Below are 12671 nucleotides of genomic sequence, written 5' to 3'. Positions count from 1 at the left end.
CGCTCGAAATCCCACCCCTGACCTGTTCGTCCGGCCTGGCTCTGGTGTCGCTTCGCAAAGCAGGAGGAAGCGGCGACGCAAGGCGGGACAAGGCGCATCATTTGGCGCCGGCGGGTTTCCCGGCAACCCGACGGAGCCAGGTTGCCGGGGCGGGAATGCGCGTGGGGAGCCCATCCCTTCGCGATCTCGGCCTGCCGGTGGAGCCGACGCACGCGCCGGACGACGCCGGGCTGGGCCGATCCGGGCTGGGCTCCGTCCGGTCAGACCCGGAAGGGACCGGTGACCTCGAAGGTGATGCCGGCTGTGGACGAGTTCGTCGTGCCGCGCTGTGAGGAGAAGTAGAGCCGGTCGCCGGCCGGTGTGAAGGCCGGCCCGGTGATCTCCGAACCACTGTGGCCGTCGACCCGCAGAAGCGGCGCCACGATTCCGTCCGGCGTGATGATGTTGATCTCCATGTTGCCGCCGTCCTCGGCCACGAAGAGATCCCCGGCACGCGAGCCTGTGATGTTGTCAACGCCGGTCAGTGGCGGATTCGCGCCGGCCTGAGCGGCGTCGTAGACAATGGACAGGGACTGCGCGGACGCGTTGTAGGCCCAGACCCGGTTGTCACCCTTCGTGGTGAAGTAGCAGATGTCGTTCGCGTACCAGCAGCCCTCTCCACCGTTGAAATGCGCCGCGGCCGAGACCTGGTTTCGCGTCGCCTGAAGGAGCCCGGCGGGGGTGGGTACCCGAGCCCATCCGACGGGTCCGGTCGCGCCGGTGGTGGCGGTGAGCACCTCCAGCGTTCCCGACGACAGGTCACCCCAGGTCGTCGGCCGGAAGCGGTAGAAGCATCCGTCGGTCTCGTCCTCGGTCAGGTAGACCACCTTCCGAACGGGGTCGCAGGCGGCGGCCTCGTGCTTGAAGCGCCCCATCGCCGGACGGCTTACCGCTGACGTTCCGCCCTGCGGGAAGGTTTCGAATACCCGCCCGAGCCAGATCTCCTCGCAGGACAGCCAGGTTCCCCACGGCGTCGGGCCACCTGCGCAGTTCGCGTTGGAAAAGGACAGGATGGACCCGGCCGAAACAATGGTTCCATTCGCGTCGAAACGCAGGGCCGAGGCCCCTCCTATCACCGGAAGCTCCGAGTTGGAAACGTAGACCCAGCCGCCGCCGTCCCGGGGAAAGCAGGCACCTCCGTCCGGTGCCCCGTGCCAGAGATATGAGGTGCCCGACACGGCCTGTCCGGACCTCGCCACGATTCGGCTGGTAAAGCCGCTCGGCAATGCCACTCCGTTCACATCCGCGGCACCGAGCGGCCCGTACGGGCTTGTTCCGGGCTGGGCTGAGGCGGCAAGAGCCGCGTCCCAGGCCGCTCCGGCGAAAACGGCGGTCCCCGCCCCCGCCACGGAAAGACGGAAAAGTGTCCGACGGTTGATACGAGCCTTTTCCGTCTCACGGTGCATGGTCGGGGGTTCTGCAGATGCAGGTCGACGATCGAAAAGGCTCACCCTGTGCTCCATCCGGTCGAACAGGCTGTGTTTCGACGAACACGAAACCTACTTTGCGGCCGGATCCGGCGCCACGACGCTCAGATGAACGTTCCGGGTCGACCACGCGCCGCCGACAGGCGCGCCCCCGCGGCGCGCGAAGGTACCACGCGAACGTGGCGCTGGAGGTGCGGAGCACCCGACGGCGCATCCCTCGGCGGCTCCTGGTGGGGCGCCGCAGCGACCTCCCACCCACCGGAAACCAGGTCGGGCAGATTTCGCCACCTGGATACCGGAAAACCCAAGACAACAACACCGTTAACACCATCGAAACGCATCGTTCTCACTCCGGAGAGACCTTTGTCGGGCAGGGCGCCAGCCCGCGGTCAAGGATCGCGGGCATCGGTCGGAGCACCACCACCAGATCGAAACGGGCGTCCGCACTGATCCATGACGGCCGGTGGCAGGACCGAGACAGCTACAGCCACGGCTTCCATCTCCCGGGAGGACACAGGTTCGGTGATCACCGACGATCTGGCCGCCGTGGTCCTCGACTCCCTGCCGTCCCGCATCGCCGTCCTCGGGCCGGACGGAACGGTCGTGCGCCTCAACGACGCGTGGCGGCGCAGCGCCGCCGCGGGGCTGGCGGTCGTCCCGGTCCGCCCCGGTACCAGCTGGCTCGCCGCCTGTGACACCGCCGGCCAGGACGCCGCTCCGCTGCGCCAGCTCGCTCTCCTGACCCGGCGGATGCTCAACTCACGCCGCGAGCAGGTGCACCTCGAGCTCCCCGTCTCCTCGCCCCGCGGCGAGCGTTGGGTGGATGTCCGGATCAGAGGGCTGAGCCGTGGGGACGGACTGGTCGTGGTGGTCGACGACGTGACCGAACGCCACGGCCAGGCCGTTGCGCTTCGACAACGTGCCCTGCATGACCCGGTGACCGGGCTTCCCAACCGCCTGGCGCTCCGTGATCTGATCGACGATGCCCTGGAAGCGAACGCGGCGGTCGAACCGGGCTATGTCGCGCCGCCCGGCCGGACCAGTCCCAGCGAACGACGAACACCACCCGCACGGGCGAGTAGTGCGAGCCCGCCTCCGACGCCGGGCCCCGTTCGGGCTATGCCGGCGCGAGTGACGACGACACGAGCGCCGGCGATCGGGCGGCCTGTCGCTCCGGGTACCGAGAACCCCGGGGTGGCCGTCCTGTTCCTGGATCTGGACCGATTTCGCCTGGTCAACGAGAGGTACGGCTACGCGGTCGGCGACAGCACTCTCTGCGAGGTGACGCGGCGGTTTCAGGCCGTGCTCGGTTCCGATGCACTGCTCGGCCACTGGGGCGGCGACGAGTTCGTCATCGTCATGCCGAAGACGACCAGCTCAGCGGCAACCCTTCTGGCGGACCAGGTCGGTTCGTCCCTCGCCGAGCCCATGCTTGTCGACGGACAGCAGATCCAGATCACGGTGAGCGTTGGGCTGGCCTTCGTGGGACGACTCCGATCGGGCCATGACGTCGCCGCGTCGCCCAGGCCGCTCGGTTCGGCCGCGGCCATGGGCACGGCGGGTTCAGGAACGCCGCCGTCCGACGCGGAAGCGCTGGTGAGAGCGGCTGGCGACGAAGTCGTGCGGGCGAGAGGCCGGCGTTTCGCGCCGTCGAACGATCCTCAACCGAATCAACTCTCCTGAATAGGTAACACAGAGAGAGCAGTCGCTCTCCGCCGGTATCGTGCCGGCCATGTGGATCACCTGCACCGTGGCGCTGCCACCCGAGAGCGGGCATCCGCGGGCGGCCGACGGCGAGGCGCCCGCGCAGTCGGCCGACGTCCGGACCGTTCTCATCCGTGCCGCCCCCGAGACACCGATGCGCGCGATCGCCGACGCGTTGGCGGCGTCGCGGCCGGGTGGCAGCGACAACCCGGGCTCCGGGCGGCACCCTCCCAGCAACCGCGGGCGCCCTCCCCGCGGACGCGGGTCTCCCCTCGGCGGCCGGGAGCGCCATCCGGGCACGTCGCAGCACCGTCAGGTACCCACGCCATCCGTCCAGATCGACGGCGTCGAGATCGACGCGGCGCTGCGGCTCGGCGCATCCCCACTGCGCGACGGATCGCTGGTGGGCCTCGGGACGCCACTCGGCCAGCGCAGAGAAGCCCTGGGCCTGGTCGAGCTCCGGGTCACCGGCGGCCCGGGCTCGGGAGCCGTGTACCAGCTTGCCGCCGGCGAGTACGGTGTCGGCGCGGATCCCCTCGGTGGCATCGTTCTTCCCGAACAGACAGCACCGCCACAGGCGCTGACCCTGCGGATCGAGGTCGACGGTTCCTGCGTCGTCACACCCAGGGTTCAGTCCGAGGTGTGGATCGACGGTTGCCAGCGCACCGGCCCCGTCACCTTCTCCGCGCTACGGCACGCGAGTGACCTGGCCGGGCTGGCGTTGCAGGTCGGAGCCACATCTCTGCTGCTCACCACGCCCAGTCCGCCAGACGCACTGCTTCGGCCGGAGCATGCCGGATCAGGTCTTGAGATCAGCCGGGAGCCACGTCTGGTGCGTTGGGCCGGCGACAGCCGCTACCGCCTGCCCGCACTGCCCACGGCACCGCCGGCCGCGCCGCCCCCGGTACTGGCAGCGCTCCTGCCGGCGGTCGCCGCCGGTGGCATGGCACTTGTCCTGCACGCCGCCCACCTCCTGCTGTTCGCGGCGCTGGCACCGCTGTCCCTGTTGGGATCCCATCTGGCGGGCAAACGCCGCGACACACGCGACCATCGTCGCGCGCTCGCCGAGTACCAGCGCTCCAGAGCCGACATCGAACGGGATGCCGCAGCCGCGCTGCAGCACGAGTCCGCCGTCCGGCGCGCGTCCCACCCCGACGCCGCTGCGGTGATGCTGCGTGCGGTGGGGCCTCGGCGTGGCCTGTGGGAGCGTCGCCCGGAAGATCCCGACTTCCTGCACCTTCGTGTGGGCACGGGAGACGTACCGAGCCGAGTCCGGCTGGAAGACCCGGCCGCGCCGGACCACCGCCGGACAACCCGGTGGATGTTGCGGGCCGTGCCGGTCACGGTCCCACTGCCCGACATCGGCGTCCTCGGCGTCGTCGGCGCGAGAGGTTTCGCCCGAAAGATCGGCTTCTGGCTCGTTTCGCAGGCCGCGGCGCTTCACAGCCCACGAGATCTGGCGATCCACCTTGCCGTCGACCCCGCCGCGGCGCCGAGCTGGGAGTGGACGCGGTGGCTGCCGCACTGCCGCCCAGCCGGCGGTCCGCCGGGCTCCGTGCTCGTCGGCGCCGACGGGCCGAGCCGGGCGCGTCTGGTCGATGAGCTGGTGGCGCTGACCGAAGCACGGCTGCGCCTGGCCGATCGCGGCGCCGGCAGCCGGACCGGGGGCGCTCCCGCGGTCCTGGCTGTCGTCGAAGGCGCGGCTACGCTGCGCGCCGCGCTGATCCCGGTACTGCGGTCCGGGCCTGGCGTCGGCATACACGTGGTCTGCCTCGAACACGACCCACGGCTCCTCCCGCCCGAGTGCGTGGCAGTCGTGGACGAAGGCCCGGCCGGGGTCCGGTTGCGGCAGCAGGGCCACCCGGACATCGACCGCATCCAGCCGGATCTCGTCGGTGGCGCGGACACGCCCTCCACAGCCGACCGGCCCCGCGGAGATCCCAGAGAATCGATCTCCACAAGGCTCTCGGCGACCACAACCGCCGCTTCCGAGTCCACCACCGCGGCTGGGCGATGGTGCGAGCGGTTGGCCCGTGCGTTGGCGCCGCTACGTGATCCCGGGCCCCAGGCGTCGGGCGGGACGCGGCTGCCGACGGACATCCGGCTGCTGGATCTTCTGGAGCTGGATCCACCGAGCTCACGGGTGCTCGCCCCACGCTGGATCACGGCTGGCGGCGCGGCGACGTTTCCGATTGGCGTGGGCCCGACCGGAGCGGTCAACCTCGACCTGAGCCGCGACGGACCACACGCCCTCGTCGCCGGGACCACGGGGGCGGGGAAGTCCGAGCTTCTCCAGTCCCTGGTCGCCTCGCTGGCCATCCACAACCGCCCCGACGAGATGACCTTCGTCCTGATCGACTACAAGGGTGGAAGCGCCTTCGGTGACTGCGCCCGGCTGCCGCACACCGTCGGCCTCGTCACCGATCTCGATCCGCACCTGGTCCAGCGCGCGCTGGACTCCCTTGGCGCTGAGCTGCGGCGGCGGGAGTCGCTGTTCGCAGCCGCTGGTTGCAAGGACATCGACGAGTACCGACGCGCCGTGCGTACCCGGCGAGCCCGGCCCGCCGGGTCGACCGAGTCCGATGTACCAGGCGGGATGCAGCCGGATCCGTTGCCGCGGCTCGTCGTCGTCGTGGACGAGTTCGCCGCGCTCGTCCGTGAGCTCCCGGACTTCGTCACCGGCCTGGTGGGGCTTGCGGGTCGAGGGCGCTCGCTGGGCATGCACCTGGTGCTCGCCACCCAGCGCCCAGCCGGCGTCGTCTCGCCGGAGATCCTGGCCAACACGAACCTTCGGATCGCGCTGCGGGTCACTGATCCGACCGAGAGCACGGATGTTCTGGGGCTTCCGGACGCGGCGCGTCTTCCTGTGTCGGCGCCGGGCCGCGCGATTCTTCGAGTCGGGCAGGATCCTCCGGTTGTCTTCCAGACCGCCCGGATCGGAGGCGCACGCCGACGCGACGATGCACCGCCCGCCTCGCCTTCGGCTTCGGCTTCCGCTTCGGCGGAGCCCCTCGTCATCGAGCTGCCCTGGCCGCCCGCCGGAGAGGTGCTGGCGTCGGTCATCCGGGCCGAAAGCGAGGCGCGCTCGTCACGCCAGGTGCGACTGAACCCGCCTGCGGCGGACGAGCCGACGGACCTGCGCCTGCTGGCCGACGCTCTGCAGGAGGCAGCCCGGGTCTGCCGCCTTCCGAGCCCGCGCCGGCCGTGGCTCGCACCGCTGCCCGTCCGCACGACCATCGCCGCCCTGCCCCCGATCGGCGCGCCGGACGATGGCACGCCGGAGGGTGCCACGCCCGAGGTGGGCACGCCGAAGCACAGCGGCCTGCGCGTGCCACTCGGGCTCGCCGACCTGTGCCGGGCGCAGGCCCAGCCCACCCTCGCGCTCGATCTCGAAGGCGGATCTCACCTGCTGGTCCTCGGCGCGCCCCGGTCCGGGCGGTCGACGGTGTTGCGGACCGTCGCCGGATCGGCCTCGCTCGCCGCGTCGCCAGCGGATGTCCACATCTACGGCCTGGACTGCGGGAACAACAGTCTGGCGCCGGTCGCGGACCTGCCCCACACCGGAGCCGTTGTCACCGTTGCCGAAACCGAGCGGGTGCACCGTCTGCTGGCTCGGCTGGCAGCGGAGGTGGCGCGCCGGCAGATCCTTCTCTCCCAGGGTGGCTTCGCCGACCTGGCCGAAGCGCGGCAGGCACAGCAGGCTCGGAGCACCCACGGGGCAGCATCCTCCGCCCTGCCCTATCTCCTCCTTCTCCTCGACGGGTACGAAGGCTTTCTCGCCTCCTTCGAGAACCTGGACGGCGCGGCGGCCATAGACCGACTCCTGGCACTTGCCCGGGACGGCCCGGCGGTCGGGTTGAGAATCGTGGTCACCGCTGACCGGCGCGGACTCACCGGGCAGCTGGCGTCGACCATCGATCAGCGCCTGGTGCTGCGCATGGCGGAACGCTCCGACTACGGCCTCGCCGGGCTGGCCGGCCTGCGCGTTCCCGAAGCCCTTCCGCCCGGAAGGGGGTATCTGATCGGCGGGTCCAACGGATCCACGGAGCGTGTCTGGGCCGAGTCAGACGGTCCGGTCGAAGTCCAGGTGGCCTTGCTGACCGACGATCCATCCGGCGCAGCGCAGGCTGGCATGCTGCGCCGGCTGGCAGCCGCCGGCGCAGGGCCGGCGCGCCAGCGGCCAGAACTCGGCGGTACACGGTCCGACGCGGGTTCGCCAGGGCCGCAAGCGGCCATACAGGCCGAGCCCGCCACACAGGTCGAGCCTCGCCCGTTTCGGGTCGACGGCCTACCTGCCCGGGTCGGTCGACGGACCCTGCGGACCCTGAGCAGCTCCGAGACCGATCGCGCTGTCGACGGGCAACGACTGCCGATCATTCTGGCGGTCGGGGGTGACGAGCTGGCGCCCATCAGCATCGATCTCGCCATGGATGGTCCAGGCTTCGTGATCGCCGGGCCGCCCCGATCCGGTCGCAGCACCGCGCTGCTCACCATCGCGGGTGAGCTACACACACATGGCTGCCGCACCGTTGTCGTCAGCCCACGGCCGTCGCCGCTGCGGGAACTCGCCGGAGAAGCGGCCACGCAGATCGTGGTGGACGTCTCCGACGCCGATCAGCTGCGGTGCGGGGAGGCAGCGCCGGCCGGTTCCCAGACGGTCTTTCTCGTCGACGACGTCGAATCCGTCACCGGCACTCCGCTCGGCGAGGAGCTCGCGGCCCTGCTGCGTGACGACCTTGCCGACGAGAGTCGACTTGTCGCCGCCGGTACCACCGAGGATCTGGTCAACCAGTTCCGCGGCCTCGTGGTGGACGCCCGTCGTTCCCGGTGCGGAGTGCTGCTCACCCCGAGCGGCCCCGCGGATGGCGATCTGTTCGGCGTACGGCTGCCTCGAGCGCTGTGCGGCCCGGGCCCACCGGGAAGAGGGCTCCTGATCCGGCGCGGCGAAATCACGCCAATCCAGGTAGTCAACTCACTACTTGAAGGATAAATGATGTCCACACCTTAAGAAAATGCCTCATATCTAGACGTCATCGGTACGGACGGTAGCATCCCCCTGTCGGCTGGTTCACCTCCCGGCTACTGACAGGCTGGATCTCGCCGCCGGTGCCTCCGACCCCTGCCCCCGGACGGACGGACCACCCATGCGCACGGTTACCACTCCTGCGGCCCAGAGTGCCGCCGGTCAGATGAGCCATCAGCTCACCGATCTTCAGAGCACGACAGCGAGTCTCGTCGCCCGCGGGAACGCACTCGCGGACCCGGCGAACTGGGAGGGGCCGAAAGCCCAGCTGTTCCGCACCCAGATCTGGCCCGAGGTGCAGAACACCCTGTCAGCGCTGCAGACGAACCTGGCAGACCTCGCTCGCACCGTGACCGAGGTCAACCAACGCACCGCACTGGCCGGCAGCTGACGCCGGGGCGGCACGCCGCCCCGACACGGCTTCCACTGCCCCGGAAGAGACTCAGCTTCAGGAGAATGCGATGACGACAGGATCAGGTCTGACCGTTCGGGCCACCCCACAGGCGTCGGCTGCGGTCGACGAGCTCGCCGGCCTCATCAACGGCCCACTTCTGACGCACTTCAACGGGCTTCGCGCCACCGCCCGGGTCCTCCTGGAACCGGAGAACTGGGACGGCCGCACAGCAGCGGAGTTCCGTACCTCGATCTGGCCCGCCTACGAACGAACCCTGACCGATCTGCACACCCAGCTGGACCGACTGCGGGTTCGGCTCGCCGAGATCCAGATCGACATCCAGGCAGCGGGCTGACCCGTTGTTCGAGCGGTGGCGGGACGGCACGGCCCAGCGTCCCGCCACCGGCCCCCACGGCACCGGCGCTCAGGCCGCCGCGCCCGCGGGAAGCCTCATGTCAGGCCTGCGGGCCTCGTCCCGCATCGTGTTCGCGGCCTGCGGTGTGATCGCCGTCCGGGTCACGGGCATGGGCTAGATCGTGCTCGTGCTCGTGCTGATGCAGGTGATCGTTCAGCAGGGCCACGACGTCTGCGGTGTCCAGCTGGATGCACCTGGACCTCGTCCGAACCGTGGCCTCGGCGAGATCGAGCTCCAGGAGCATCCACACGCTGCCGAGATCGAGCAGGTCCGGTGTCGGGTGCCGATCGGTGAACGCCTGCGCGAGCTCCGAAACGGCCCCGCCTGGCACCGGCGCGACCCATCCGGCCAGGGCGACCGAGACCCATTCACAGCCGTCCGCTGACACCGGCCCGCAGATCTGGAACCGGCAGGCCTGGTCCTCGGTGCCCAGCAGACGTCCGACCGAGAACGGGGCCAGCATCACGAGGCGGGTCGCCGGGACGGCCGCGAACTGCTCGAACAGGTTCGGTTCCGCCGGAACAGGGCCGGCGTGAGTGGCCCCGACCGGCGCCGGATCGGCCATGACGAGATCAGCGGGGATGGCGTCCGTGGGTGCGGCCCCGCCGGGGCCCAGGTCGTATGCCCCCGGCCCGAGCGTGGACATCCCCGCGGAGGCGATGACCGCGAAGCGCAGGCCATGCACCAGGCGCCCACCCCACAGGACAAGGCTGCCGTACGGCGCGACGCGAATCAGCTCGCGCGCTGCCCACCTGGTCGCCGCGAGGACGTCCGCAGGCCCCTCGCCCCACGTCCCGTGCGTTGCCCCGGGCCGATCAATCGTGCCGTCCGCCACCTGCTCCACCACCAGTCGATCCACTATGGTTAGGTTTGCCTAATTTAAGGGACACCTAACCTAAAGGAGGATGCGGTGCGCCACAAGCCCGTCGCCAAGCTCAGCCGCAGCATCGGGATGCCGCTGACCGACAAGGCGGCCCGCTACTTCGAGAACCGGCCCTACCCGCCCGGCCCGCACGGCCGCGGGCGCAAGACGATGTCGCCCTACAAGGAGCGGCTGCGGGAGAAGCAGCGGCTGCGCTTCCAGTACCACATCAGCGAGAAGCAGCTCCGGCGGGCGTTCGACGAGGCTGATCGTGGGACGGGACGCACCGGCCACCTGCTCATCGAAGATCTGGAGACCCGCCTGGACGCGGTCGTCCTGCGAGCCGGCTTCGCCAAGACGATCTACCAGGCTCGCCAGTTCGTCAGCCACCGGCACATCCAGGTGAACGGAGGTCGGGTGGACCGTCCCGGTTTCCGCGTCCAACCCGGCGATGTCATCACCGTCACCACCCGCAGCCGCACCATGGCGCCATTCCGGATCGTGGCCGAGACCCAGCCGACCGGGGCTCCGCCGCCCGCATACCTCGACGTCGACCGCGGCGCGCTGCTGGCCGTGCTCAGCCGGCGACCAAGCCGGCCGGAGATCCCGGTGGTCTGCGACGAACAGCTCGTCGTCGAGTACTACGCACGCTGACAAACCGCATCGCGGTCACGGCATCTCGTGGACGAAGGTGAACGTCGCGGTCACGGCGTCGAACAGGTCGTGCAGCGCCACCGCCAGGGCCGTGTTCGGACTGGCGCAGGCGATCACCGCTATCCGGTCATGCCCCGGGACCGGGACCGTCGTCCGCATCACCAGGTGGGAGATCTCCGCGCCGTCCGTCGACCGCTGCGGCTCGAGCCGCACGGTCCGGGTGGCCAGGCCGACAGCCGGCAGGTCCACGGCGCCGACGCGACGCCAGCGCCGACGCTCCCCCGCCTCGGCGTCGTCGGAGGCAGGGCGTTCCTGCCGAGGGAGGTCGGGTATGTGCCGGTCGGTCGGCAGGACGCAGACCATGACACTGGCGGACAGGCCGATGCCGCGGACGTCCTCGATCATGACGGCGCAGTAGGCCGCCCCGGCACTTTCGGCGCGGGTCGCGGCGTCATGCAGAATCCGGGCGACGGTGGGTTCCCGCCCTGCCAGCAGTGGATGGCCACGCGCCCGCTCCGTGGCCATCCGGGCGATCGCCGCCGTGCTGCGGGCGGCCTGGGTATCCAGCACGAACCAGCTGTCCGGCACGGCTATGGAGAAGCGGGGAGGTTTCCCCCGCCGCCCCGTTGTATGCCTCTGCACCCTGGCCGTCCTGCCCTCTGCTCTGCCCTGACCTGCGAGTCAGTACCTCGGTACGTACGACTCTTGCGGGATCCCGACGCTCGGAACACTCATCTGTATTGGTTTCGAACTTCAGCACGTCGGCGTCAGCCCCGCGACTCAAACGATCCAGCTGGCAAAAGCATGCATAATCACCACAAATATGGATCATTCGGACAACGGTTGACGCAGTGGTGCATCCAGTGCCTTCAGTCCCAAGAGCGCGTATCGCCTGCACACGGTGCGCCAGCACGCCGCAGCGACGAGTCGCCAGAGTCAGCAAGCCGGTGTCATTCGTGTGAACGCCGCGCCCAGCAGAGTGAAATATGACCTGTAGTGAGACCAGACGTGGTGGACTGTTACAGTGTGGGGGAGACAGGCAGTTCGCGACCACCAGCGGGCCGTGCTACGGGCCGTGTAGCAGGCCACGCCACGGGTCATCCAGCAGGTCAGGCCACACGCAGTCCAACAGGTGGCTCAGCCGGCGCTGGCGCACGCCGGGGCAGCGGTTCGGCCGCTGCGCTGCTGCTGGCTCTCGGTATTGCCGTGCCCGTCCTCCTCCTCATACTCAGCGGCACTCCGCTGTCCGCCGCCTTCGGTGATTCCGGAGCGTTCACCGGTGAGTTCGGTGCGGCCAACCTGCTGCGCCTAATGGTTCTGGCGGCATGGCTGATCTGGGCTCATTTCGTCGTCTGCGTCATCGCCGAATGGCGGGCCGAGCGGCGGGAGACGGGCCTTGCCCCACGCATTCCGTTCGGTGGCGGCAGCCAGCTGCTGGCCCGCAGGCTGGTAGGTGACCTGCTACCGCTGGCCACACCACGCGGCGCCACACCGCGCAGCACGGCACCCCCTCGCGGTCGCTCGGCTGCCCGGCGCGGCGCCGCGCACCGAGGTGCACCGAGGGTGGGAGGGCCGGCGCCCGAGCTGCCCCGTCCCGACGGTTCCGGGGCTGGCCGGCGGAGCCGTGGCTCCGGCGATGACCAGAGCTCGGTGTCGGCGGCGCAGACAGCGCCGGATCAGGTGACGGCGGGGGAGGTGGCGGCGGCGACCGGCCGGCTGCGCCGATCGGATCCGGCCGCGATCTCACGGCTTGCCCGTGGCCTCACCGCTGCCCAGCCGAACCGGAGCCATCCGGCGACACCCCAGGCGCGCCCCGCGCTGCCCGCAGCGGCACCCGCATCGACACCTACAGCCCCGACGGCCACGGCTGCGGCAACTCCCTCGTCGACCTCCACGTCACTGCCCGCGCAGAAGCCGTCCACGCAGAAGCCGTCCGCGCAGCCACCGGCGTCGCGGCCGTCGGCATCGCAGCCACCGGCGTCGCGGCCGCCGGCATCGCCACCCGCGGTGGAAAGCGCAGCTGGTACCGGGGACGGGCACAGCAGGCCGAGGAGCGGATCCGGATCACTCGCCCCCCGGAGCCGCGCCATCGTCAGCACCACCGGGTCGGCCTACGCCGCGACCACCGGGTCGGCCCACGCCGTGCCCTCCCC

General features: G+C 70.4%; 9 protein-coding genes. 5 read left to right on the top strand and 4 right to left on the bottom strand.

All coding sequences use genetic code 11. The features are described from left to right. Positions 1-260 precede the first annotated feature (260 nt). Positions 261-1418, bottom strand: coding sequence for an alkaline phosphatase PhoX (locus AWX74_RS03185; protein ID WP_091272031.1), 1158 nt, complete (start codon positions 1416-1418; stop codon positions 261-263). Between the two features lie 570 nt (positions 1419-1988). On the opposite strand from AWX74_RS03185, the gene AWX74_RS03180 reads away from it, so the two are divergent. The 4 genes from AWX74_RS03180 (at position 1989) to AWX74_RS03165 (ending at position 8942) form a co-directional block, all read left to right on the top strand. After that, the gene (locus AWX74_RS03180) at positions 1989-3149 is read left to right on the top strand and encodes a GGDEF domain-containing protein (RefSeq protein ID WP_091271417.1); all 1161 of its coding nucleotides are present in this window, start codon (positions 1989-1991) and stop codon (positions 3147-3149) included. Positions 3150-3216: 67 nt separating this feature from the next. Further along, the gene (locus AWX74_RS03175) at positions 3217-8160 is read left to right on the top strand and encodes an FtsK/SpoIIIE domain-containing protein (RefSeq protein WP_242666053.1); all 4944 of its coding nucleotides are present in this window, start codon (positions 3217-3219) and stop codon (positions 8158-8160) included. Between the two features lie 154 nt (positions 8161-8314). Continuing rightward, entirely contained in the window at positions 8315-8584 is a 270-nt protein-coding gene (locus AWX74_RS03170) for a hypothetical protein (RefSeq protein ID WP_006538791.1), read from the top strand. A gap of 70 nt (positions 8585-8654) precedes the next feature. Next, positions 8655-8942 carry a hypothetical protein gene (locus tag AWX74_RS03165; RefSeq protein WP_006538790.1) on the top strand — a complete coding sequence of 96 codons (288 nt, stop codon included), beginning with the start codon at positions 8655-8657 and terminating at the stop codon, positions 8940-8942. Between the two features lie 100 nt (positions 8943-9042). On the opposite strand, the gene AWX74_RS03160 is transcribed toward AWX74_RS03165, so the two are convergent. Continuing rightward, positions 9043-9849 carry a hypothetical protein gene (locus tag AWX74_RS03160; protein WP_242666052.1) on the bottom strand — a complete coding sequence of 269 codons (807 nt, stop codon included), beginning with the start codon at positions 9847-9849 and terminating at the stop codon, positions 9043-9045. Between the two features lie 63 nt (positions 9850-9912). Here AWX74_RS03160 and rpsD point away from each other — a divergent pair, with 63 nt between their 5' ends. Then, positions 9913-10518, top strand: a complete 606-nt coding sequence (gene rpsD / locus AWX74_RS03155; protein ID WP_091271409.1) for a 30S ribosomal protein S4 — start codon at positions 9913-9915, stop codon at positions 10516-10518. A 15-nt stretch (positions 10519-10533) separates the two neighbouring features. Here the strand turns inward: rpsD and AWX74_RS03150 are convergent, their stop codons facing one another. Further along, on the bottom strand, positions 10534-11088 hold the full coding sequence (locus tag AWX74_RS03150; protein ID WP_242666051.1) for a hypothetical protein: 555 nt from the start codon (positions 11086-11088) through the stop codon (positions 10534-10536). Positions 11089-12194: 1106 nt separating this feature from the next. Next, complete coding sequence (locus tag AWX74_RS03145; protein WP_131799396.1) at positions 12195-12608, bottom strand: hypothetical protein; 414 nt, start codon at positions 12606-12608, stop codon at positions 12195-12197. Positions 12609-12671 lie beyond the last annotated feature (63 nt).

Origin of the sequence: Parafrankia irregularis, from assembly GCF_001536285.1 — a bacterium.
Classification (GTDB): domain Bacteria; phylum Actinomycetota; class Actinomycetes; order Frankiales; family Frankiaceae; genus Parafrankia; species Parafrankia irregularis.
The sequence above is the reverse complement of the archived record's forward strand: the minus strand, read 5'-3'. Positions and strand labels throughout refer to the sequence as shown.